Below are 24,404 nucleotides of genomic sequence, written 5' to 3'. Positions count from 1 at the left end.
CACGATCCACGGCCGCGACTGACGCTTCGCCATGACCTGACCAACGAGCCACCAAGCCGATAGTCACTTGATCAACAGCTTTTGTTAGAGCCAGTAAGGCACAGCGCCCTGGCGCACGACGCTGAGGACGGCACTTCCACCCCGATGCTGGTGTCCCGCTCCCGCCACGCCTCCGTCCGCGCCCTGGAGCGATACGCCCGACCCGGCGTCGACGCGGTCGCCCGACACATCGCCGGACGTGACGCCGCCGCACGTCGCCGGACGTGACCCCCGCCGCTTGCGGGGGGGGACAGCGTTCTTACCGGCACCAGCGGGCGTGCACGGCTCCGCGTGAGCCGCGGCCCATGAGTCGATTCTCGGCCATTGAGTGTACCGACTCCTCCGTGGACGCAAAAGTTCTTCCCTATTTGCCCGCTCGCATGATCCCAACTACAGCTGCCGACACTGTCTGATTTGCCATGATATTTAACACGCGCGCAACACGGATGCGAACTTTAACATGCATCGGCGGGCCACTCGGTAAAGATTGCGCTAAGGGAGTCGGAACGGAGTCGGGGGATCAGAAAAGACCATGTGACTCTTTTTGATCTCCTGAACGATTTGCCTTTTGAGGGCTCTCGACTAGGTGTTAACGTTTCAATCGATTGCCCGGTGCAACAGTGGAGCGCCGTAGATAAGTGGCGGCACTCAAACCATCAGTCGGTCTCTTTGTTGCGCCGTCTAGAAGTGCGGGGGTCGGGGGTTTACTGCACGTGGGATTTTCCCTTTTCCGGTGCACTCCTCCCGGTCGATGGTGTCGCATTTCCGGTCGCGAGTGACGAAGTTCGACAACGGGAAAACTGAACGGCGGCCGGTCAGGCCGTCAATAAAGAGAGCGGGGCGGGGGGTCAAGTGAAGACGGCAGAGCGTAAAAGGCGGCAGGTGGAATTGTTTCGCGACAAGAGGATCGCCGTGGTGTACGGCGCGGTATCCGAGGAGGATGCCTTATACATCCGGAAGGTACCGCGTGCAGAGTGGTCGCTTTCGGCAATTCTTGAAGCACTTATGGAACTCGGCTTTGAGGCCGAGCATTTAGATCCGACACGCGACGATTTCATCGAGCGTATCCAACTCTTCGATATGGCCTTTCTCAACGTACACGGGCCGTACGGTGAAGACGGAAGGATCCAGGGACTGCTCGACTATCTCTCGATCCCCTACACCTCGTCCGGGGTACTGGCCAGCAGCATCGGCATGGACAAGCTGGCCAGCAAGGCGATATTCGCCTATCTCGGCATCCCCGTCCCCCGCGGCGTTCCCATTCTCCGTCCCGAGGCGGCCGCAGAAGTGTCAGCCGATCTCACGTTCCCCACGATGCTCAAGGCAGTGGACGGCGGCAGTAGCATCGGCATGGCTATGCTCAACGATCCCGGTGAATTAGCGCGGGAGGTCGAAACCCTGAATCGACGGGGATTTAAGCGGCTCTTCCTCGAGGAATTCATCCACGGCAGGGCCGTCACCGTGAGTGCGGTCGAGTCGGCGGAGGGCTCCATGGTGCTTCCGCCACTCGAATTCATCACCGAGTCCTCGTACTATGATGAGTCCACGAAACTCGGTGGTTCCGAGGCGCCAAAGGTCGAGTACGTCGTACCGGATGACCTGCCGCCGCACGTCGTCAAGGATCTGACCGAGCGGACCAGATGCGTCTATGATTTCCTGGCCTGCCGCGGTGCCATTCGCGTCGACTACATGATCGACGACCTCGGAACCACTTACGCGCTCGAAGTGAACACCAATCCGGGCTTGCAGCAGCACAGTAATCTTCCTGTTTCCTGTGAACTCGAAGGTATGGCGTACTCGGAATTGATCGAGTGCCTCGTCGTCCATGCCCTTGAGTCGTTCGAACCCGCTCCGTGGACTGTCCGGTGATCGCCCGGCTCCAGTTGCTCCCCCCACCGGGAGGACTGCGTCGGTTCGCGATCGCCAACCTCATCAACACCGTCGGCAGCGGGCTGTACATCACCAGCGGCACGTTGTTCTTCACCCGGGCCGTCGACCTGACGGTGGAGCAGACGGCCCTCGGCCTGACCCTGGGAACCGGGGTGGGGCTGGCTCTCATGATGGTCTTCGGCCGACTGGCCGACCGCTTCGGCGCCAAGCCCGTCTACGTCACGCTGCTGGTGAGCCAGGCACTGATGATGGCCGCCTTCACCCAGGTCCGGGACTTCTCCTGGTTCCTGGTGGTGGCGGTCCTCAGCGGGATCGCGGACCGCGGGATCTCGGGCACGGTGGGTTCCCTGATCCATGCCATGAGCGGCAAGGAAAGTCGCATCACTGCCAGGGCCCAACTCCGCACCGCCACCAACGTGGGCCTGGGTGTGGGCACACTCATCGCCGGTGTGTCGCTGCTGGTGGACACGGCGGCAGCGTACACCTGCGTAGTGGCCGGCAACGCCGTTCTCTTCGCCGTCGCCGCGGCCATGCTGGCCGGTGTGAGGGTCGAACGCACCCCATCCCGTGCCGCCGGGTCCGGCGTCGTTCGCGGCGCGAGCCCGCTGCTTGACGTGCGCTACCTCGCGGTGACCGCGGCGAACGGACTCCTGGCCCTGCACGTGAGCGTGCTCAGCTTCGCCCTGCCTCTCTGGGTGGCCGACTACACCGAGGCTCCCAAGTGGTCGATCGCCGTCATCATGATCGTCAACACGATCCTCGTCGTGCTCTTCCAGGTACGGGTCAGCCGCCGGGCGAGTACCGTCCCCCAGGCGGCCCGGATGGCGCGGGTCACCGGTGTGGTCCTGGCCGCGGCCTGCCTGACGCTGGCCGGCACCTCGGCGCTGAGCCCGGTGCTCTGCGTCGCTGTCCTCCTGCTCTGGGCGGTCGTCTACACCGCCGGTGAACTGTGGCAGACCTCCGCCGAGTTCTGCTTCGGCTTCGAACTGGCCCCCGACGACGCGCAAGGCTCCTACCAGAGCGTGTTCGCACTCGGACCGGGCGTGATGCGTGCCCTCGCCCCGACGGTGCTGGCCGTGCTGGTCCTCAAGAACGGCACCCTGGGATGGGCCGCGCTCGCGGCATTCTTCCTGGTGTCCGGGGTCCTGGCCTCGGCGGCGGCGATGTGGGCGCACCGCGACCGGGAAACGGTCCGCCCCGTGCTCACGGCTCCGGTCCGGCCCTCGGAGCGGAGCGCGGCCTCCTCATGAATGCGCGTGAAGGGAAGTCCACGGCCGCCATGCCGCTCGACGTGCGGCGCTACGCCCAGCACTTCACTGAGGAGGAGCGGGCCGACAGCGGCTTCGTATGGCCCCCCGGTGGTCCGGAGACTTGGGGCGAGAAGTGCTGCGGACTGGCCTGTGTCCGATCGATCCTCGACCATTACGGCCTTCCGGTCCCTTCGCAGCGTCAGTTGCTGCGCCAAGGGCTGGCTCTGGGCGCCCATACCTCGCGGGGGTGGATCCACCGGATGCTCGTCGAGGTCGCCCGTCCGTACGGGCTCACCGGCGCGGCGGCGCCGTACACGTCGGCCGCCCAGTTGCGCGGCGTTGCCGAGGCCGGCATTCCGAGCATCGTCTCGTGCACCTTCCGCTTCCCGGAGGACGGCCGCAAGGGCGGGCACCTCGTCGTGTTCTGCGGCGAGGCCGTGAGGGACGACGGACGGTACGTCGCGTTCGCCGACCCCTCCCGGTGGGGTGCCCACCACACGGAACTGCCCGGACGGCGCTTCTGGGCGAGCTGGACGGGCAGGGCCGTCTCTTTGTGGCCGAAGGACTGGCCTCTCGCGCGGATCGCGGACGACGTGGGGCCCGAGGTTGCGAGCCTGCTCCGGATCCGTCCCCGGCCCGCCCACTGCTCGTGAGGGAGACCTGATGAAGACCGAGATCGTGAAGAGCCTCGACGAGGTGGGAAGCGCAGCGTGGGACGCGATGGCCGGCGGCGGCTTCTACAGCAGTCACGCATGGCTGACGTACCAGGAGAGGGACCCCGGGTCGTCGGTGCACTACGTCCTCGTCTACGGCGGCGCGGGCCGGCTCGTCACGGGGCTCCCGGTGTACCTCGTGACCTCCGAGGCCAGCGGCATGTACGACCCCGCCCGGCTCTTTCCCGACCTGCCGGAGCAGCCCCGGAGCATGGGGCGTACCGTGCTGGCGGGGAACCGGCGTGGCTATGCGAACCGCATCCTCCTGGAGGGGGACGGCGAGCGGCGCCGGGACCTCGTCGGGCGACTGGTCGACGCTGTCGGCCGCATCGCGGCCGAGGAGGCCGACGGGCACGCGTGGTGGCTGTACCTGAATGAGTCCGACACCGAGTCCCTGCTGCCGTACGCGACGGGTTCCCTGCCCAGGCTGCTCGCCGCGGATTGCGCCATCTCGCTGCCCGGCGACAGTTTCGAGGACTACCTGCAGTCCGGGTCGAGCGGCATGAGACGGCAGATCCGTAAGGACAGACAGGCATTCCAGGCCGCCGGTTACACGTGTTCTCAGCGGCCGCTGGCCGAGTGCTGGGACGACATCAGCCCGCTGATCGCCTCGCACCAACGCCACCACGGCGAACCCGGCGACCCCGGTCACATCCGCGCCCTCATGCGCGAGCAGGCCGAGGCGACCGGCGATGCGGGAGTGGTGCACGCCTGCCACAAGGACGGCCGCACGGTGGGCTGCACCCTCACCTACGAGGCGCCCGCGGAAGTCACGTCGAGGGCCTACGGGTTCGACCACCGCCGTCCTGCGGACGCGGCGGAGTACTTCGAGCTGCTGTACTACCGCCCCATGGAGGCGGCCTACCGCAGGGGGGTGTCCCGGCTCCACCTGGGAATCGGCACCCTGAGGCCGAAGCTCCGCCGCGGCGCGGACGTCGACCTGCTCTGGGGACTGCGCACCGGGCCGGGCCTCGCAGACGATCACGCCGCGGCACGCGCGCACAACGACGCCCGTTGGCAGAGCTTCGCCGCGGAGATGGGCGGAGCAGCGGACCGATACAGGTCCCGCTTCCTCACCGCCGCGCTGTGACCTCTCACCGAATCACCGAATCACCGAATCACCGACAGAACTGGGGGAACCCATGCCCGCACGCAGCGGTTGGGTCGTTTTCGTGGAGCTGCACACGCTGCCCGGTGACGGCCAGAGCCAGCTCTTCGCCGGCGGAGCCGTAGTGGCTCCCTGCCGCGCTCAGCTGGAAGCCGTCCGACGTAGGGGACTGCGCACCGCGGTCGCGGTATCCGACCGCGCCTCCTACGGTGATCAGTTCGACGACGTGGTCGACGCGTGGCTGATCACCAACACCACCGACGCCGCCGACGTCACCCATGTTCTGAAGGCCCTGCACGGTGAGATCGTCGCCGTCTTCAGCTCGGTGGACAGCTTCGTCAGAGTCGCGGCCGCGGTCGCCGCCAAGCTCCATCTGGTCGGCCCCCAGCCCCTGGGCGCCGGCATCGCGCGGGACAAGGCCGTGGCCCGGGCGGCTCTCGCAGCTGCCGGAGTACCCGACATCGAGTGGGGCGTCAGGTCCGCGTTCGACGAGGACCTGCGCTCCCCGATCGGCTATCCCTGCATTGTCAAGCCGGTTGATGGGGCGTCCAGTTGGGACGTGATACTGGCGGAGGACGACCGCGCCGTACGCGAGGTGGCGGCCCGGCACCTGAAGCGCGCGTACGGCAGACGCGTCCGCCCGCAGCGCCGGCTTCTGTTCGAGGAAGTACTCGAAGGCCCGCTGATGAGCGCGGAGGGATTCGTCGACTCCGGCGAGGTGCGCGTCATCGGCTACTCCGACCGTGTGCTCTCCGCCCCGCCGCGCTTTGTGGAACTCGCCGTTCGCTTCGCGGCGGACGCTCCGTTCGCCGGTGCCGACGCGTACGTCGCCCAGACGCTGGCCGCGCTGGAATACGACTTCGGCGCCTTCCACCTGGAGTTCATCCTCACGGCGGACGGACCCCGGCTGGTGGAGCTCAACCCCCGCCTCGTCGGCGCTGGTGTCCAGCACGCCATCACCGAGGTCACCCGGATACCGCCGGCCGAGCTGCTCATGGCGAAGCTCACCGGAACCCCGGCCCCCGACCTCACCTCCACGCAGGCGGTGACGGAGCTGTATCTGACCGCTCCGGCCTCCGGGCGGCTGGAGGCGGTGGGCGGACTCGACGAGGCGGTGGCGGTGACCGGATGCCGTGCCGCGGGGCTCTACGTCGAACTCGGTGACGACGTCAGCAGCCAGGTGGAGTCCAACAGCCAGTACATCGGCTACGTCCACGCGGTGGGCGACAGCCGCGAGGAGTCCTACGCGCTGGCCAGGAAGGCAGCGTCGCACATCTCCTACGAGATCCGATGAGCCGCCGGAACGCCGGCTGCCGGACGGCCTCCCGGGAACGTCCGGCGAGCTGACATCCCGCACGAGGCACGTCCGGCCCACCGGTGCCCTCCCCCTGTGTCGCCGGAACCGGCCCCACCGAGCAGCAACAGCCCAGCAGTACCGACGCCGATGGAAGCGGAGCGCTGACATGCCGGATTCTCGAACCGTTGAGCTACCTCTTCTGACCGGGCAGTTGGAGGCGTGGTCGGCCCGGCGGACGGACCCGGCGAACCCCGCCCACCACGTCTGCGAGTGCACCGACATCCACGGACCGGTGGACACTGACCTCTTCGCCTCTGCAGTGCGCCGCGTGATGGCGGAGTGTCAGGCGCTGCGGCTCGTCCCGACCGGCTCCGACGAGGATCCCCGGCAGTCGGTCGGGGCGGCCGACGCGTTCAGGTGGGAGGTGGTGGATGTCAGCGGCGCGTCCGATCCGTGGGCCGCGGCGCAGGAACAGATCCGCGCCGACATGGCCACCGTTCCCGACCTCCGGGCCGGTCACGGGGTCACCCATGTGCTCTTCCGGGCGGCTCACGACCGTCATCTCTGGTACCAGCGGTTGCACACCTTCCTGGCCGACGGCCACACCAGCCGCAGCGTGACGGCGCGGGTCGCGGAGGTGTACAGCGCCCTCGTCGACGGCCGGACCCCCGCAGACGACGGTCCCTTCGCGCCGTTCCGGCACCTGATCGACGAGGAGGCCGAGTACCGGGGCTCCGCGCAGCGCGAGGAGGACCGCCGCTACTGGTCGCGGCGGCTCGAGCATCTGCCGGACCCCGTGAGCCTCGCCGGGGCCTATGGACCCCCCTCGCACACCAGCCTGCGGCACACCGTCGAGCTGACGCGCCGGCAGTCGGATGCGCTGCGCGCCATGACGCGCCGCCTGCAGACCGGCCGCTGTGCGCTGCTGGCGGCGGTGACGGCCCTGTACACGAGCCGGCTCACCGGTGCGACCGACCTGGTGCTCGGCCTGCCGGTGACGGGCCGGGGCGACGAGGCGACGAAGGCGCTTCCCGGACCGGTGTCCCACGTCCTGCCTCTGCGTCTGACGGTACGACCGGACCAGGGTGTCATTGCCCTGATCCACCAGGCGGGCCATGCCGTGGAAGAGGCGATCCGGCACCGGCGCCACCCTGCCGCGGACCTGGACCGGGACCTGACCCGGCCCCTGGCCACGACAAGGATCGATGCCCGCGTGGACGACGGCCCCGTGCGCTTCGGCCAGCACCCGGCCACCGTCCACCGCCTCGCCGACGGCCCGGTCCAGGACATCTCCCTCGTCCTGCGTGAACGCCGGGCCGACCGGACCATGTGCCTGGAGGTGGAGGCGAACCCCGCCCTGTACGAGCCCGCGGAGCTCGCCGCCCACGCCGCGCGCCTCGCGCGCATCCTGGTGGAGCTCGCCGACGAGCCCGGCCGCCTGGTGGGTCGGGTGGAACTGCTCGGACCGGAGGAACGCCACCGGGCCCTCACCGAAGGCAATGACACCGCGGTGGACTTCACCGCGGACGCCGCCGTGCACACGCTCGTCGAGGCCAGGGTGGCCGAGCACCCGGACGCGGTCGCCGTCGTGGCGGGCGCGGCGGCACTCACCTACGGCGAACTCAACGCCCGTGCCAATCGCCTGGCGCACCGGCTCATCGCCTCCGGGGTACAGCCCGAGGACCGGGTCGCGATTCTGCACGAGCGCGCCCCGGAGCTGGTGGTGGCCTCGCTCGCCGTGCTGAAGGCGGGAGCGGTGTACGTGCCGATCGATCCGGGCCAGCCCGCCTCCCGCTCGGAGTTCATCCTGCGCGACACCGCGGCTGTGGCCCTCCTGACCGACCGCGAGCGCGACGACATGGGCTTCACGGCCGACGTACCGATCCTGCGCGTGGACCGCGCGGACACCGCGGACAGCGGGCCTGCGAGCGATCCGAGAGTCGGTACGCACGCTCAGCAACTGGCCTATGTGATGTACACGTCCGGCTCGACCGGAACGCCCAAAGGCGTGGCTAACACACACCGCAACGTCGTCCACCTCGCAGGGGACCGCTACTGGCGCGGTGGCAACCACGAGCGGGTGCTGATGCACTCGCCGTACGCGTTCGACGCGTCGACCTTCGAGATCTGGACCCCTCTGCTGACCGGCGGCCGCGTCGTGGTCGCGCCCGCGGGACGGCTCGACACCGCCACGCTGGCCGAGGTCGTCTCCGGACAGAAGGTGACTGGCATGTTCGTCAGCTCCGGCCTCTTCGGCGTGATGGCCGAGGAATATCCCGCCGGCTTCACCGGGGTCCGGGAGATCTGGGTCGGTGGTGACGTCGTCTCGCCCGAAGCAGTCCGCCGGGTACTCCAAGCGTGCCCCGGCACAGTGGTCGCCAACGAGTACGGCCCGACGGAGACGACCGTGTTCTCCACCGTCAATCCGCTGCGTGCCGCCGACGCGGTACCCGAGGCGCTCGTCCCGATTGGTCGTGCGTTGTGGAATACCCGGTTGTATGTGCTGGACGGGGCGTTGCGTCCGGTTCCGGTGGGGGTCGCGGGTGAGTTGTACATCGCGGGGGCGGGGTTGGCGCGGGGGTATATGGGACGGCCGGGTCTGACGGCGGAGCGTTTTGTGGCGTGTCCGTTCGGTGGGGTGGGTGAGCGGATGTACCGGACGGGTGATGTGGTGCGTCGGCGTGGCGACGGGGCGCTGGAGTTCCTGGGCCGGGTGGACGACCAGGTGAAGGTGCGGGGCTTCCGGATCGAGTTGGGGGAGGTGGAGGCGGTGGTGGCCGCTTGTCCCGGTGTGGGGCGCGTGGCTGTGGTGGTGCGGGAGGACCGTCCGGGGGACAAGCGGCTGGTGGCGTATGTGGTGCCCGGTGCCGGTGCGGGTGTGGTGGATGTGGGGAAGGTGCGGGACCGGGTGGGCCGGGCATTGCCGGACTACATGGTTCCGTCGGCGTTCGTCGTGGTGGACGCGCTGCCGTTGACGGTCAATGGCAAGCTCGACCGCCGCGCCCTGCCCGCCCCCGACCTGACGACCGCGGGCGTCGGACGACTCCCGTCCAACGAGGCCGAGAAGGCGCTGTGCGCGCTGTTCGCCGAGGTGCTGGGCGTCACCGACGTGGGAACCGACGACGACTTCTTCGCGCTCGGCGGAGACTCGCTCCTCGCGACCCGTCTGGTCTCCCGCATCCGCTCCCGGCTCGGCGTCGAGGTCGGCATCCGGGATCTGTTCGACAGCCCCACCGCGGCTGGCCTCGCCGCCCGTGCGGAAGGGGCCGGCGAGGCCCTCGACGGCCTGACCGCGGTGGCACGACCGGAGGTCCTGCCCCTGTCCTTCGCGCAGCGCCGACTGTGGTTCCTCGCCCAGTTGGAGGGGCCGAACCCCGCCTACCACGTCCCCCTCACCGTACGCCTGACCGGTCGCCTCGACCGGAACGCGCTCACGGCGGCCGTCACCGATGTCCTAGCCCGCCACGAGTCACTGCGGACCGTCTTCCCCGCCGTGAGCGGGGAGCCGCGGCAGCGGATCCTCGCACCGGAGGACCTCGCCGTCGCGCTGACCGTGGTCGAGGCTGGCCCCGGCCGAGAGCGAGCCGGCACACGGGAGGCAGTACTCGCCGCCGTCCGGCAGCCGTTCGACCTGTCGAGCGACGTGCCCTTCCGGGCAACGCTCTTCGCGGACGGTCCCCACGAGCACGTGCTGGTGCTGGTGGCCCACCACATCGCGGCGGACGGATGGTCCCTCGCCCCGCTCGCCCGGGACCTGTCCGCCGCTTACACGGCCCGCCGCCGCGGCAGCGGCCCGCGGTGGGCCCCGCTGCCGGTCCAGTACGCGGACTACACACTGTGGCAGCGGGAGCTGCTGGGCAACAAGAAGGATCCGGACAGTCTGCTGTCCCGGCAGTCGGCCTATTGGCGCGAGGCGCTGGCCGATCTGCCCGCCGAGCTGGAACTGCCGGTGGACCGGAGTCGGCCCGACGACAGCGGCAGGCCGCAGAACGCGGTCCCCGTGCGGGTCCCGGCCGCCGTCCATCGCCAACTCGTCACGCTCGCCCGGGAGCACGGCGCCACCCCGTTCATGGTGCTGCACGCGGCGCTGTCGGCCTTGCTGCACAGGCTCGGCGCGGGATCCGACATACCCGTCGGCACGCCGGTCGCCGGACGGACGGACGACGCCACCGACGATCTGGTCGGCTTCTTCGTCAGCACCCTGGTTCTGCGCACCGACCTGAGCGGCGACCCGAGCTTCGCCGAGCTGCTGGCACGGGTCAGGGAGCGGTGTCTGGCGGCACTCGCGCACCAGGACATGCCCTTCGACCTGCTCGTCGAAGACCTGGCGCCGGCCCGTTCGGCGGGGCGGCACCCCCTCTTCCAGATCATGCTGGCGCTCCAGAACAACACGCGGGCCGAGCTGCGGTTGCCCGGCCTCGACGTCGAGGAACTGCCCGCGCCGCCTCTCCCGGCCAAGTTCGACCTGGACTTCGACCTGACCGAGAGGTTCGACGCCGCGGGGCGCCCCGCGGGCGTGGTCGGCAACCTGGACTTCTCACCCGTCCTGTTCGACTCCACCACGGCCGGCGCCCTCGCCGACCGCTTCGTGCGCGTGCTCCAAGCCGCGGTCGCCGAACCGCACCGGAAGGTCCGTGACCTCGAGATCCTGGAGGAGGCCGAGCGGCACCGACTGCTGGCTGGCGCGAACGGTGCCGAGTCGCCGCTGCCCGCGGTGGCACTGCATGAGTTGTTCGAGACGCAGGCGGCGCGCACCCCGGACGCGGTCGCGGTGGTGTATGGCGACACGGAGATGACGTACGGCGTGCTGAACGCACGCGCCGACCGGCTGGCACACAGCCTGAGGGAGCGCGGAGCGGGACCGGAACGCACGGTGGCCGTCCGCATGGACCGTTCTGCGGAGCTGATCGTGGTGCTGCTGGCGGTGCTCAAGACCGGCGCCGCCTATCTGCCCCTGGACCCCGAACACCCCGACGAGCGCATCGACTTCGTGCTGGGTGACGCGCGGCCCGTCCTCGTGGTCGACGCCGCCTGGCCGACGGCTGGCGGCCAGGCCGTGGCGCCTGCGGACGACCTGCCCGCCGTGCACCCGGACCACCCCGCCTACGTGATGTACACCTCCGGCTCCACGGGGCGTCCCAAGGGCGTGGTCGTCCCCCACCGGGGGATCGTGAACTGGCTGCGGTGGATGCAGGCCGAATTCCCGCTGACCGCGACGGACCGGGTACTGCTGAAGACGCCCGTCGGGTTCGATGTCTCGGTCCGGGAGCTGTTCTGGCCCCTGGTGACGGGCGCGGCTGTCGTCGTCTGCGAACCCGGCGGGCACAAGGACCCGTCGTATCTGGCGGAGACCATCCGCACCCGGCGGGTCACCCTCGTGCATTTCGTCCCGCCGATGCTGGAGTCCTTCCTGGAGGAGCCCGACGCCCCGGCCTGCACGAGTCTGCGGCGGGTCCTGTGCTCCGGCGAAGCCCTGCCGGCCCCGCTGGTGGCACGCTTCCACAACCTGTTCGGCATCCCGCTGCACAACCTCTACGGACCCACCGAGGCATCGGTGGAGGTCAGCCACTGGCAGTGCCGTGAAGGGAGCGGGGAAACCTCGATCCCGATTGGTCGTGCGTTGTGGAACACCCGGTTGTATGTGCTGGACGGGGCGTTGCGTCCGGTTCCGGTGGGGGTCGCGGGTGAGTTGTACATCGCGGGGGCGGGGTTGGCGCGGGGGTATATGGGACGGCCGGGTCTGACGGCGGAGCGTTTTGTGGCGTGTCCGTTCGGTGGGGTGGGTGAGCGGATGTACCGGACGGGTGATGTGGTGCGTCGGCGTGGCGACGGGGCGCTGGAGTTCCTGGGCCGGGTGGACGACCAGGTGAAGGTGCGGGGCTTCCGGATCGAGTTGGGGGAGGTGGAGGCGGTGGTGGCCGCTTGTCCCGGTGTGGGGCGCGTGGCTGTGGTGGTGCGGGAGGACCGTCCGGGGGACAAGCGGCTGGTGGCGTATGTGGTGCCCGGTGCCGGTGCGGGTGTGGTGGATGTGGGGAAGGTGCGGGACCGGGTGGGCCGGGCATTGCCGGACTACATGGTTCCGTCGGCGTTCGTCGTGGTGGACGCGCTGCCGTTGACGGTCAATGGCAAGCTCGACCGCCGCGCCCTGCCCGCCCCCGACCTCGAAGCTCAAGCCTCCTACCGGGCCCCTGCCACACCCGAGGAGCAGATGTACTGCGACGTCTTCGCCGAAGTACTCGGTCTGTCACGGGTCGGGGTGGACGAAAACTTCTTCGAACTCGGCGGGCACTCCCTGCTCGCCGTCTCCCTCGTGGCCCGGCTGCGGGAACGCGGCCTCTCCGTGGATGTGCGGACGCTGTTCGCCTCACCGACGGCCGGCCGGCTCGCCGCGAAAGCGGCGGCCGGGACGGAGGGGGCCCGGAGCCGGACACTCCTGGAGGAGAACGGGTCGAGCGAGACGGCCGAGGCCCACCAGCCGGACCTGGACACCGAGGAGCGGGAGCGCATCGGCGCCTCCGTCCCGGGCGGAGCCGCGAACATCGCCGACTTCTACCCGCTGACCCCGCTACAGGAGGGCATCCTCTTCCATCACCTGCTCGACAAGGACCGGAACGACGACGTCTACGTGCTCCCGACCGCCCTGCGCTTCGACTCCCGGGCTCGTCTGGACGCCTTCCTCCACGCCCTGCGGAAGGTCGTCGACCGGCACGAGGCGCTGCGCGCGGTCGTGGTGTGGGAGGGCCTGCGCGAACCCGTGCAGGTCGTGCTCCGCGACGTCGACCTCCCCGTCGTCTCCGTGGAGCCCCGCGAGGGTGTCCCCGACGCGCGGGCACTGTCGCGTGCCGTGGCCGGCCTGCCCATGGACCTCGGCCGACCCCTGCTGCGCGCCCACATCGCGCCCGAAGCGGACACCGGCCAGTGGAACATGATCCTCCAGTTCCATCAGCTGGCCCAGGACCACACGGGTCTCGCGGTCGCTCTGAGGGAGACCGCCGCTTTTCTGAAGGGAGAAGGGGATGGGCTGCCGGCCCCCGCCCCCTTCCGGGACTTCGTAGTCGTGGCCCGGCGCCACGCCGCCCGGGCAGACCACGCGCGCTACTTCACGGAGCTCTTGGGAGACGTGACCGAGCCGACGGCTCCCTGCGGCCTGACGGACGTCCTCGGCGCCGGAGCGGTCGCCGTGGAGGCCGGCGCGTCGCTCGACCCGGACCTCGCCAGGCGGGTCCGGGAGCAGGCACGTCGGCTGGCTGTGAGCCCGGCCGTCCTCTTCCACCTGGTGTGGGCGCGGGTCCTCGCCTTCGCGGCCGAACGTGACGACGTCACCTTCGGCACCGTCCTGTTCGGCCGGATGGACGCCGGGGCGGGCGCCGACCGGATGTGCGGGATGTTCCTCAACACCCTGCCGGTCCGGGTGCGCCTGGGCGACGCCGGCATTCTGGAAGCGGTCCGCGCACTGCAGGCCCAGATGGCGGAACTGCTCACGCACGAACACGCGCCGCTCGCCGTCGCCCAGCGGTCCAGCGGCGTCGGGCCGGGGACCCCACTGGTCACCACGCTCCTCAATTACCGCTACAGCGAGGACGGACCGGGGGCGGGAGCCGGCTTGGAAGGGGTCGAGACGCTGCATGTGGGCGAGCGCACCAACTACCCGGTCACGGTGTCGGTCGACGACCTCGGCACCGGCTTCCGGCTGACCGTCCAGTCCGCGGCACCGTTGCCCCCCGAGACGGTCTGCACCTGGATGCAGGCCGCGACGCGAGGGATCGTGGCCGCCCTGGAGAACTCGCCGGACCTTCCGGTGCGGCGGGTGGAGGTGGCCGCCGGGCCGGGACCGCACCGGCCCTCGGCGCCGTCCCGCGTCGCACCGTCGCCAGCGGTGACGGCACGACGCGCCCCGGTCACACCGTGCGAGAAGGAAGTGGCCGGCCACTTCGCCGATGTGCTGGGCGTGACACGCGTGGGTGCGGAGGAGAACTTCTTCGTACTCGGCGGGCACTCGCTGCTGGCCGTACGACTCATCTCCCGGATCCGCACGGCCTTCGCCACCGGGTTCGGCCTCCGGGACCTGTTCGCGAACCCCACCGTCGCGCAGGTCGCCGCTCTGCTGGAGGGGTCGCGGTGGGAGAAGTGACCGAGTACGACGTCCGAACCGTGGGCACCGCCTCGGCCCCGGTCCACCACGGCGAGATACTGCAGGGCATCTTCCGGCACCAGGGGAGCCTGCGCAGGGGGCTGGTGACGCTCCCGTGCCCCTTGTACCGGGTGCACGCGGCCTTCGTCCCGAGCGGCGGCCGGGACTCGCTCGTCATCACGCCGCACTGGAAGAGCAAGGCGGCCGCGGCCGCGGAACTGACCCTGACCGAACTGGGGCTGCCGTGCGGCGGACGCCTGGAGCTCACCGGTGACGTGCCGGTGAGTCGGGGGTTCGGCTCGTCGACCAGCGACGTGTTGGCCGCGATCCGGGCGGTGAGCGACACCTTCTCCCACGTGCTCCCCGACGAGGACATCGCCCGGATCGCGGTCCGAGCCGAAACCGCCTCGGACTCGCTGATGTTCGGACCCACCGCACTGCTCTTCGCCCATCGCGACGGAGACGTGCTGGAGGACTACGGCTCCCCGCTGCCGCCGGCCCGCGTCCTCGGCTTCGGGGCACGGCCACACGGCCGCGCACGCGGCGTGGACACCCTCGCGGTGGCACCCGCCCGCTACACCCCCCGGCAGATCGACCGCTTCGCCGAACTGCGGGCCATGCTGCGCCAAGCCGTCCTGACCAAGGACGTGGCGCTGCTCGGTGAAGTGGCCACGGCCAGCACACGGATCAACCAAGAGCACCTCCCCATACCGGAGCTGGAGCACCTGCTCGCCGTCGTCCGCGAGGTCGGAGCGGTCGGCCTGCAGGCGGCGCACAGCGGTGACATCGCCGGCATGGTCTTCGACCGCAACGATCCGGATGTCCACACGAGGGTGGCCCACGCACGACAGCTGCTCCACGACATCGGAATCACCGAGCAATGGGACTTCTCCACAGATGACTGAAGCACTGCTGCACATCCGGCCCCGCGTCTACGAGTCAGTCCTCGAAGCCACCGAACTGCCCCGCCTCATCCAGGTCCGGGACAATCTCTACGCGGCGGCCTTCAGCCTGATGAAACTGCTGCCCGCCCGGTATGTGGTCGACAGCGCCGAACGCGCGGGCCTGCTCACCCCCGGCACCCCAGTGATCGAGACCTCCTCCGGCACCTTCGGCCTGGGACTCGCCATGGTCTGCCGCCTGCGCGGCTATCCGCTCACCGTGGTGGGCGACCCGGCGATCGACCAGGACCTGCGCAACCGCCTCGAAAGACTCGGGGCACAGGTGGAAATCGTAGAGGACGACGGGCGGCCCGGCGGGATCCAGGCGGCGCGCCTCGCACGCGTGGCGGAGCTGGTCCGGGAACGCCCCGACAGTTTCGTCCCACGCCAGTACGACAACCCCGACAACCCGGCCTCCTACGCGGTGGTCGGCGATCAGATCGCTCAGACTCTCGGCTCGATCGACTGCCTGGTCGGCCCCGTCGGCTCGGGCGGTTCGACCTGCGGTGTGGCCGCGTCCCTGCGCGCCGGTGGCGACGCCCTGCGCCTCGTCGCCGTCGACACCCACGGCTCCGTCATCTTCGGGGCCACCGAGGGCCCACGCGTGCTGCGCGGTCTGGGCAGCAGCATCGTTCCCGGCAATGTCGACCACTCCGCCTACGACGAGGTGCACTGGGTCACGCCCGCCGAGGCGTTCCACTCCACCCACGAGCTGTACGCCACGCATGGCCTCTTCATGGGGCCGAGCAGCGGAGCCTCCTTCCAGGTCGCTTCGTGGTACGCCGACCGGCATCCGGACCACCGGGTGCTGATGCTGCTGCCGGACGAGGGATACCGCTACCAGTCGACCGTCTACAACGAGGCATGGCTGCGCGCGCAGGGGATCACACCGGCTGCGAACTCGGAGGGCCCGCGCCTGGTCCGGCGGCCGTGGGAGGCCGGCCGCACCTGGTCGAGGCTGCTCTGGGGCCGACGCGGCCACGACCACGCGACCGCCGTGGAGGACGACGCATGACGAGGCCCGTACTCCTCCTGGTCGAGAGCAACACGACAGGGACGGGGCGCCAGTTTGCGCGGCGATCGGCCGCCCTGGGGATCGAGCCTGTGCTCGTCACCACGGACCCGAGCCGCTACCCTTACGCGACCGAGGACGGTCTGCGCACCGAACTCGCCGACACTTCGGACGACCGGGCCGTGCTGGACACGGCGCGGCGCCTGGGCCGGCGCACGCGCCTCGCGGGTGTCCTCTCCAGTTCCGAGTACTACGTGGCCACGGCCGCGGCCACCGCCCATGCCCTCGGCCTGCCGGGACCCGACGCCAATGCCGTGCGCGGATGCCGGAACAAGGTGCGACAGCGCCAACTGCTGGTCGAAGGCGCGGTTCCGGTGCCCGACTTCGCCGTAGCACGCGACGCCGGTGAGGCGGTCCTCGCCGCCGAGCGGATCGGCCACCCGGTGGTCCTGAAACCGGCGCAGGGCTCGGGCAGCCTCGGAGTGAGGCTATGCGCGGACCCGGCGGCGGTCGCCGCCCACGCGGCGGCACTTACCGCCGCGAAGGTGAACGAGCGCGGGCTCGCGGCCTCCGGTGAGATCCTCGTCGAGGAGTATCTGAGTGGTGCCGAATACTCCGTCGAGGTCTTCGGCCACGAGGCCGTGGTCGTGGTCACGAAACGGCTTGGCCCACTGCCCGACTTCCTCGAGATGGGCCACGACCTGCCGGCCGTTCTGCCGCCCCCGGCCGAAGGGCGCCTCAAAGAGGTCGCGGTGCGGGCCGTGAAGGCGCTGGGCCTCGGGTGGGGCGCGGCCCATGTGGAACTCCGCATGGACGGCGACGACGTCCGGGTGATCGAGGTCAACCCGCGGCTGGCCGGCGGCATGATCCCCGAGCTGGTCCGCAGGGCGCTCGCAGTCGACCTCGTCCACGACCAGGTGGCGCTGGCGGCCGGACTCACCCCCGAGGGCCGGCCGTCGGGCCTGTCCCGGTCCGCCGCCATCCGCTTCCTCACCGCCCACCGCTCCGGCACCCTCGCTGGCGCGCCGGTGCTGTCGGCGGCGCTGGAAGCCGGCCGCACGACACCCGGGGTGGTCGCGGCGGTGCTCCACCGCGGCCCCGGTGAGCGGGTCGCCCCGGCTCAGGACTTCCGCGGCCGCATCGGCCACGTCATCGCCGTCGCGGACGAGATGGCGACCGCCGCGATATCCGCCGAGAACGGACTGGCCCACCTGGCCGCCGTGCTGGACCAGCAGAAAGGACCGGACCACCCGTGACCGTGGAGGAGAACATTCCAGGAGTCGACACCGGACGACTCGGCACCGGCCTGGACCCGGAGGCCCACGCCCTCGTATACGACCAGTACCTGCCCGACGACGGCACCGCCGACGGGCTCGGCGAGGAACTCCGGCTGATCACCGAGGTCGACCGTGCCCACCTGATCATGCTCGTCGAGCGCGGCATCGTCGAAGCGCCCCGCGCCGCCGCCCTGCTGACGGCCATCGACGGACTGCGCCGGAAGGACTTCGCGCCCGTCCGGGCGAAGCCCATGCCACGGGGCGTCTACCTCGCCTACGAGTCCCACCTGCGGGAGGAACTCGGCGATGACGTCGGTGGGGTGCTGCACACCGGCCGCTCGCGCAACGACCTCAACGCCACCACGGCCCGTCTCCGCGCCCGCCGCCACGTCCGGCCGCTGCTGAAGGCCGTCGACGAGCTGACCGCGGTGCTGCTGAGCGGAGCGTGGCAGCACCGGGCGGTCACGATGCCGGCCTACACCCACGGCCAGCCCGCCGTCCCCATCACCTACGGCCACTACCTCGCCGCGCTCGGCTGCTCGGTGGTGCGCGCGTTCGCCGATCTGCTCCACGCCGGGCGGGAGCTGGACGTCAACCCCCTGGGCGCGGGCGCCGTCGGCGGCACGTCCATACCAATCGACACCGGCCGCACGGGCGAGCTGCTGGGGTTCGCCACCACCGCCTCCAACTCGGTGGACGCGGTCGCCTCCCGCGACTTCGGGATGCGGCTGCTGGCCGCCGCGACGGTCCTGGGCGTCACCACTGCGCGCGCCGCGCGCGACCTGGCCGCGTGGACCGCCGAGGAGGCGTCGCTGATCCGTCTCGCCGACACCCTGGTCGGCTCCAGTTCGATGATGCCGCAGAAGCGCAACCCGTTCCTCATCGAGCACATCCAGGGCCGGGCGACCTCGGCCCTGGGGGCGTTCACCGCCGCAGCCTCCGCGATGGCCACCGCGCCCTACACCAACGCGATAGCGGTGGGCACCGAGGCGATGCGCCACGTCTGGCCGGGCCTGCGCGGCACCACCGACGCCGTGGTCCTGCTGCGTCTGGTGGTGGCGGGTGCCGAGCCGGACGCCGACCGCATGCTGCGCCGTGCCGTCAAGGGCTTCACCTCCGCCACCTACCTGGCCGAGCGGCTGGTGGCGTCGGGCATGCCGTTCCGCGCCGCACACCATCTCGTGGGGCGTACGGCGCTGGAAGCGCTCGACACCTCCCGGCCTCTCGCGCAGACGGCCGCCACCGTGCCCAAGATCGCTGGCGCGGCGCCGCCGGGCGACCTCGACGACTGGCTTCACCCGGCGGCCGTCGCCCAGGCCAACGCCTACGGCGGCGGACCGGGCGGCGACTCCGCCGTCCGCGCTCTCGCCGTACTGCGGGCCGACCACGAGGCACTCCGCGCCGACCTGGCCGGCCGGAACGACCGATGGACATCGGCCGCGGAGCTACTGGACGCGGCGGTAGGGAGGGTGAGGTCGTGAACGAGACGACGACGGACTGGCTGAGAAACCTCACCAAGCCCTCCCGGCCGAGACTCCGCCTGGTCTGCTTTCCGCACGTCGGCGGGGGAGCGAGCTTCTTCCAGCCCTGGGCGGAGCACACGCCGGACGACGTGCAGCTGATGGCGGTCAGGTACCCGGGCCGGGAAGACCGGCTGCTGGAGGAGCCCGCGACGGCCATGCGGGATCTGGCCGAGCCTCTCGTACGGGCGTGCTTGGGCATGCGCGACCTGCCGCTGGCGTTCTTCGGGCACAGCATGGGGGCCGCGGTGGCCTTCGAGGTGGCGTGGCGGCTCGAGCGGGAGTACGGCGTCGCGCTGTCCTGTCTCTTCGTCTCCGCCCGCCCCGGCCCGGGGCGGGACGGGCTCGGCCTGCCCTACCACGAGATGGCGGACGAGGAGCTACTGGAGAGCGTCAGCGGCCTGGGCGGAACCCGTTCCGCGGTCCTCGACAACCCGGAGCTGCGCGAGCTCGTCCTGCCGGCGATCCGGGCGGACTACGAACTGATCGCCCGTTACCGGGCGCCGTCCACCCGGCTGAACGCGCCGATCACCGTGTACTCCGGGGACAGCGACACGGATGCGGACGAAGCGGCCGTCGCGGCCTGGTCGAAGGTCACCGCCTCTGCCTTCACGGCGCGGTCCTTCGAAGGCGGTCACTTCTACCTGACGGAAAAGACACCGGCACTGCTCGGGGACCTTTTCGGCCGCCTGGGCTCGGCGGCGCCCCGATCCCTGCCCGAGGAGAGGAACGCGTGATGCCCAATCCGTTCGAGGACGCGGACGCCGGATTCCTCGTCCTGGTCACCGAGGAGGGCCAGCACTCGCTCTGGCCGTCGTTCGTCGCGGTTCCGCCGGGATGGGAAGTCGTGTTCGGGGAGGGCCGGCGAGAGAGGTGCCTGGAGTACGTGGAGGAAGCCTGGAGCGACATGCGGCCGCACAGCCTGATCGCCACGATGAAGCAGGGTTAGGGCGTGTCGGATCCGCGAGGTGGGGCGGGCAGATCCCGGTCGGAGCTGCCCGCCGCCTACTGGTGGCTCTGGGTCAGCATTCTCGTCAACCGGCTGGGGGGCTTCGTCGTCCCCTTTCTCGCTCTGTACCTGACGACCGAGCGGGGATTCTCGGCGGCGTACGCCGGTCTGGTCGCGGCCCTGTACGGGCTGGGCGGCTCGGTGGCGGCGGTGGCCGGCGGGGTGCTGGCCGACCGGCTCGGCCGGCGCATCACCCTCCTGGCCGCGTCGCTCGGCGCGGCGGCGACCACGGCGACGCTGGGGTTCGTCACCCAGCCGGTCGTCATCGCGGTTGTGGCCGGTGCGGTGGGACTGACCGCCAACGCCTCCCGGCCGGCGGTGTCGGCGATGATGGTCGACCTCGTGAGGCCTGAGCAGCGGGTGCGCGCCTACTCCCTGAACTACTGGGCGATCAATGTCGGATTCGCCGTCTCGGGCGCGGTCGCGGGGCTCATCGCCGAGCGGACGTACCTGTGGCTGTTCCTCGGCGACGCGCTGATGACGGCGCTGTGCGCGGTGGTCGTCTTCGCCCGGGTCCCCGAGACCGGGCCGGTGGCATCCGGGCCGGTCGAACGTGGGCCGAGAACGGGAATCGGGCAGGTCTGGCGGGACCGGCGCTTCATGGCGCTGGTCGGGCTCACGTTCCTGCTGGGCAGCGTTTTGCAGCAGGCATTCACCACACTGCCGATCGAAATGAGCGAAGCCGGTCTCACCGCGTCCGACTACGGCCGGGTGCTGGCGCTCAACGGGCTGCTCGTGGTGGTCCTGCAACTGCCCGCCTCGCGCTGGGCCCCGGGGCGCGAACCGGTCGCGCGGCTGTCGTTCGGTGCTCTACTGCTGGGCTGGGGTTTCGGGGTCACCGCTGTCGCCGGCGGCGACGGCCGGGCCGGGGCCCTGTGGCTCTATGCCGCGAGCGTGGCGGTCTGGACGCTGGGGGAGATCGTGCACGAGCCCGCGTCGATGGCGGCAGCGGCGGAACTGTCGCCGCCGCAGGCGCGCGGGCGGTACCAGGGCGTGTACACGCTGGCGGCGTCGGCGTCGGCGTTCTGCGGCCCGGCGGCGGGCGGGGCGGTGCTGGACCGCTACGGTTCCACGGCCGTCTGGGGTGCCTGCGCCGTGGTGGGCACGGTCGCAGCCGCAGGCTACTGGCTGCTGCTGCGGTGGAGCAAGGGGGCGACGGCCGAGGCCAGACCGGGTGCCGCCGCCGGCCCGGACGACGTGGGCCGAACGCTCGGGGGAAGATGGGCGAATGACGGAAATCATTCTGATGTCTGATCCCAGAGTCGAGGCCGTACCGGTGCGGGAATCGGGCGAACCGCTCGTCGACTCGAGCCTGCGGAAGGCGCTGCTGATCGACGACCGCAAACACGACGACGCGGGGGCCTTCGCCCACTTGCGAAGCGGCGTGCTGGAGCGGCTCATGGAGGCCCAGTCGCACCTCCCCGACGGCCTCCGGCTCCTCTTCATTGAGGGATACCGGCCCCCTGGCCTGCAACGCTCCTACTTCCAGGAGTACTTCGACGACCTGCGTGCCGCTCACCCCCGCTGGCCGGAGGACCGCGTCCGACGCGCCGCCAGCCGCTATGTGTCCCCTCCCGGGATCGCCCCGCACAGCGCGGGCGCGGCCGTCGACGTGACGCTCGCCGACACGGACGGCCGTGAACTGGACCTCGGTACGCGGGTGAACGCGAGTCCGGAGGAGAGCGACGGTGCCTGCTACACGGAGGCGGACAACATCGGTGCTCGGGCTCGGCTCCACCGGAACGTACTGAATGCCGCCCTGCGCTCGGCGGGTCTGGTCAACTACCCCACCGAGTGGTGGCACTGGTCCTTCGGGGACCGCTACTGGGCACTGGCCACACAGGCGCCGGCAGCCCTCTACGGCGTGAATGACCTCCCGAGCGCGGACCGGCCCTAGCAGTACTTGAGTCGTGCTTCTGCATTTGTCCTGTTCACGGGCTCTTCTTGGAGTCTATCGGGCTGACGCCGCGTCAGGGTGGCGGTGGTTCGTGACTGACCTGACCGGGGTGTGTTCGGCGCTGGTAGCGGCAGCGGCGGGCGATGGCCTGGTGGTGTCTACGCCAGTAGGACCAGTGGAGCCGGCGTGGGAGTGAGCGGTGCCGGGCTGCTGATGTGGGCCGACGCCGACCTCCACGAGGGGCACACGGTGCTGGAGATCGGCACGGGGACGTGCTACTCGACCGCGCTCGCGTGCGAACGGCTCGGCTCCGCCGACATCACCTCCATCGTGTACCGCCAGGTGTTCGGCGAAGCTGAGGCGTGAGCTACGGCATCATCTGGGAACCAGAGGCTCTTGCCCAGGCGGAGCAGTTCGCCAAGGACGACCCCGAAGGGGTCCGTCAGGTGTTCGCCGCCGTCGACCGCCTCACCGCCGACCCACGTCCCACGTCCCAAGGGAGCGTTCGGCAGCGCCGACGTGCTGCGCGTCCACGTCGGCGGGTACCGCGTGATGTACGAGATCAACGACCAGCAGATCCGTGTCAGCGTGATCCACCTGGGACGCGTGCGCTGAACAAGCCGAAGGGGCGGCCCAGATGAGGCCGCCCGTTCAGCGTGTGGAGCCAGGGACGGGCTCTCCACACTGAGACGCAAACCCACTCATGTGGGTGATGGCGGGATGCGGTCACCGGTGAGATAGTCCGCCAAAAGCCTGGAAACGAGCGCCACAGACGTCAGTTGAGGGCCCCGGTTCGCATCGCGCGTCCGGGACCGCGCGTTGCGGCGGCAGGCCACAACCGCCGCGAACGTGGCCTCAGTAGCCCATGTCTGCCGCCACGCGCTCGGGCAGCCAAGCCGATCTCAGCAGTTTCCGCAAACCGTCAGGAGCGGGAGCCGGTTACGGCAGCCGGCCCGCTCTGCGAGCGTGGCGTCTTCTCCCCCACCTTCTTCACCTCGATGGTGCGCGGGTCCACGGCTTCGCCGGGGGCGCCTTCGCGATACAGGCCACCGGGGAGGCTTGTTCTTCGTGGGTGAGATCGCCCTCGGTCAGTAGCGAGCTCATGGCTGCTGCCCCTCCTTCGTCTGCGGGACCCGGTCACGGCCCGCCTCGTGGCGTGGTGAGCCGCCCGATGCCGGACGTGGCCCTGCGGCTGCATGGTAAGTCCGGCAGTTGCGGGCGGGTAGGCACTGCCGGACCTGCCGGTGGCCTCGGCCGGTGTGCGGCAGTTCGCCGCAGGGGCGCGGGCATTGGTTCATGGCGGGGCATCCAGCAGGGCGAGGCCGGGGTAAGTACTTGCGGCCATTGGACGAGGGCCCACAGAAACGATCTTACTGTGGGCCCTCATCGGCTGACTGTGGCCGGGAAATCCGCTCGGGAGGCCACTTGACAGCAATGCTTCGGATGAGTTGCAAGGCAGAGCCTCTACTCCGCCAGCGGACTCTTTAGTACTTGAGGTACAAGAACCACTTCCACTTGCCGTCGTTGCCCTTCTTGTAGTCACACCGGTAGGCCTGTGCGTTGCTCTGCTCCCCCACAGCGGCGCATGCGCTCTGGGTCCAGTAGGCCGCGTAGAAGTGCCAGCTGGCCATGGTCCCAACGTTCGTCTCGCTGGCCGAGGTCTTCGGTGCCGGTGCGGGCTCAGCTGCCTGAGCCGTCGAAACCGCGCCCCCCAGGGCGAGCGCGCCCCCTAGGGCCGCGCCTACCAGTGCATGTCGCACGCGCATGAAGCTCCTCCTCTTGGTCCTGGTCACGTTCCAGCACCTCGCCGCGCACTGGAAGGCACCAGCAGCGGGCGGGGCTGGCAAAAAGGTATGAGCCGACCGAGGCGGTGTCGTCCCACGCTGGTTTGATTACTGCCTAAACCCTCGTGGTATGTCCTTGGTCCCTGCAACTTTCGCGGTACTGCCGGTGCGGTTGGCTGTGTTGAGTTCTTCGCCTACATAGCCAGCGAGCTGGTGGCCAGCGGCGAGCTCGCCGCAGAGGAGGTCCTCGAGGCTGTCTCTCGGACCGTGGCCACTAGATCAAGGCCCGTGACGAGATCGACGACCTCGTAGACAAGACCTCGGACGCCCCAATCGACTTCGTCCTCGTCGATGACTTCAAGGGCAAAGAGCGCGTACACACCCCCCGCAGCGCGGCGCTGGGCCAATCAATCCGTCGACGGCTTCCTCTGGGCCTGGGAGCGGCTTCTGGAGAGTCGGCTCGACGGCAGCAACCTGCTGCACGAAGAAGCTCCCGGTAGGCCCGGATGGCAGGGCCTGGCCTTCCAAGTGGACAC

Annotated in this window: 17 protein-coding genes and 2 pseudogenes; 17 read left to right on the top strand and 2 right to left on the bottom strand. The window is 70.1% G+C overall.

What is annotated here, in order from left to right; translation table 11 throughout:
• Positions 1 to 891 precede the first annotated feature (891 nt).
• The 16 genes and pseudogenes from ACWDZ7_RS40030 to ACWDZ7_RS39955 all read left to right on the top strand — a co-directional run bounded on the left by ACWDZ7_RS40030 (position 892) and on the right by ACWDZ7_RS39955 (position 22,699).
• Entirely contained in the window at positions 892 to 1,908 is a 1,017-nt protein-coding gene (locus tag ACWDZ7_RS40030) for a D-alanine--D-alanine ligase family protein (RefSeq protein WP_451803688.1), read from the top strand.
• Positions 1,905 to 3,179, top strand: coding sequence for an MFS transporter (locus tag ACWDZ7_RS40025; protein WP_451803687.1), 1,275 nt, complete (start codon positions 1,905 to 1,907; stop codon positions 3,177 to 3,179). Before ACWDZ7_RS40030 ends, ACWDZ7_RS40025 begins: the two co-directional genes overlap by 4 nt.
• Positions 3,176 to 3,832, top strand: a complete 657-nt coding sequence (locus ACWDZ7_RS40020) for a C39 family peptidase (RefSeq protein WP_451803686.1) — start codon at positions 3,176 to 3,178, stop codon at positions 3,830 to 3,832. The genes ACWDZ7_RS40025 and ACWDZ7_RS40020 overlap by 4 nt, the downstream gene beginning before the upstream one ends.
• A gap of 10 nt (positions 3,833 to 3,842) precedes the next feature.
• On the top strand, positions 3,843 to 4,982 hold the full coding sequence (locus ACWDZ7_RS40015) for a GNAT family N-acetyltransferase (RefSeq protein ID WP_451803685.1): 1,140 nt from the start codon (positions 3,843 to 3,845) through the stop codon (positions 4,980 to 4,982).
• A gap of 52 nt (positions 4,983 to 5,034) precedes the next feature.
• Positions 5,035 to 6,294, top strand: a complete 1,260-nt coding sequence (locus ACWDZ7_RS40010) for an ATP-grasp domain-containing protein (protein ID WP_451803684.1) — start codon at positions 5,035 to 5,037, stop codon at positions 6,292 to 6,294.
• A 169-nt stretch (positions 6,295 to 6,463) separates the two neighbouring features.
• Positions 6,464 to 14,428 carry an amino acid adenylation domain-containing protein gene (locus ACWDZ7_RS40005; RefSeq protein WP_451803683.1) on the top strand — a complete coding sequence of 2,655 codons (7,965 nt, stop codon included), beginning with the start codon at positions 6,464 to 6,466 and terminating at the stop codon, positions 14,426 to 14,428.
• The gene (locus tag ACWDZ7_RS40000; protein WP_451803682.1) at positions 14,416 to 15,333 is read left to right on the top strand and encodes a GHMP family kinase ATP-binding protein; all 918 of its coding nucleotides are present in this window, start codon (positions 14,416 to 14,418) and stop codon (positions 15,331 to 15,333) included. The genes ACWDZ7_RS40005 and ACWDZ7_RS40000 overlap by 13 nt, the downstream gene beginning before the upstream one ends.
• Positions 15,326 to 16,384 carry a PLP-dependent cysteine synthase family protein gene (locus tag ACWDZ7_RS39995; protein ID WP_451803681.1) on the top strand — a complete coding sequence of 353 codons (1,059 nt, stop codon included), beginning with the start codon at positions 15,326 to 15,328 and terminating at the stop codon, positions 16,382 to 16,384. The genes ACWDZ7_RS40000 and ACWDZ7_RS39995 overlap by 8 nt, the downstream gene beginning before the upstream one ends.
• Complete coding sequence (locus tag ACWDZ7_RS39990; protein WP_451803680.1) at positions 16,381 to 17,637, top strand: ATP-grasp domain-containing protein; 1,257 nt, start codon at positions 16,381 to 16,383, stop codon at positions 17,635 to 17,637. The genes ACWDZ7_RS39995 and ACWDZ7_RS39990 overlap by 4 nt, the downstream gene beginning before the upstream one ends.
• Entirely contained in the window at positions 17,634 to 19,139 is a 1,506-nt protein-coding gene (locus ACWDZ7_RS39985) for a lyase family protein (protein WP_451803679.1), read from the top strand. The genes ACWDZ7_RS39990 and ACWDZ7_RS39985 overlap by 4 nt, the downstream gene beginning before the upstream one ends.
• Positions 19,136 to 19,915, top strand: a complete 780-nt coding sequence (locus ACWDZ7_RS39980; RefSeq protein WP_451803678.1) for a thioesterase II family protein — start codon at positions 19,136 to 19,138, stop codon at positions 19,913 to 19,915. The genes ACWDZ7_RS39985 and ACWDZ7_RS39980 overlap by 4 nt, the downstream gene beginning before the upstream one ends.
• Complete coding sequence (locus ACWDZ7_RS39975) at positions 19,915 to 20,127, top strand: MbtH family protein (protein ID WP_451803677.1); 213 nt, start codon at positions 19,915 to 19,917, stop codon at positions 20,125 to 20,127. Before ACWDZ7_RS39980 ends, ACWDZ7_RS39975 begins: the two co-directional genes overlap by 1 nt.
• 3 nt (positions 20,128 to 20,130) lie before the next feature.
• Positions 20,131 to 21,441: an MDR family MFS transporter gene (locus tag ACWDZ7_RS39970; protein ID WP_451803676.1), complete on the top strand. Its 1,311-nt coding sequence runs from the start codon at positions 20,131 to 20,133 to the stop codon at positions 21,439 to 21,441.
• A complete protein-coding gene (locus tag ACWDZ7_RS39965; RefSeq protein WP_451803675.1) occupies positions 21,416 to 22,084 on the top strand; it encodes a M15 family metallopeptidase in 669 nt (222 codons plus the stop codon). Before ACWDZ7_RS39970 ends, ACWDZ7_RS39965 begins: the two co-directional genes overlap by 26 nt.
• 207 nt (positions 22,085 to 22,291) lie before the next feature.
• Positions 22,292 to 22,414: pseudogene (locus tag ACWDZ7_RS39960) on the top strand (ATP-grasp peptide maturase system methyltransferase); the annotation flags it as partial.
• Positions 22,415 to 22,603: 189 nt separating this feature from the next.
• Positions 22,604 to 22,699 (top strand): type II toxin-antitoxin system RelE family toxin, encoded by a 96-nt coding sequence (locus tag ACWDZ7_RS39955; protein ID WP_451803674.1) that lies wholly within the window; start codon positions 22,604 to 22,606, stop codon positions 22,697 to 22,699.
• Positions 22,700 to 23,006: 307 nt separating this feature from the next.
• Here ACWDZ7_RS39955 and ACWDZ7_RS39950 read toward each other — a convergent pair.
• A pseudogene (locus ACWDZ7_RS39950) lies at positions 23,007 to 23,150 on the bottom strand (DUF6009 family protein); the annotation flags it as partial.
• Positions 23,151 to 23,568: 418 nt separating this feature from the next.
• Entirely contained in the window at positions 23,569 to 23,715 is a 147-nt protein-coding gene (locus ACWDZ7_RS39945; protein ID WP_451803673.1) for a hypothetical protein, read from the bottom strand.
• Between the two features lie 504 nt (positions 23,716 to 24,219).
• Between ACWDZ7_RS39945 and ACWDZ7_RS39940 the strand changes: the two genes are divergently transcribed.
• On the top strand, positions 24,220 to 24,404 hold a 185-nt coding region (locus tag ACWDZ7_RS39940), incomplete at its 3' end, for a hypothetical protein (RefSeq protein ID WP_451803672.1).

This window comes from Streptomyces sp. NPDC003032, assembly GCF_053591415.1.
This window is presented reverse-complemented; position numbering and strand designations above follow the sequence as displayed.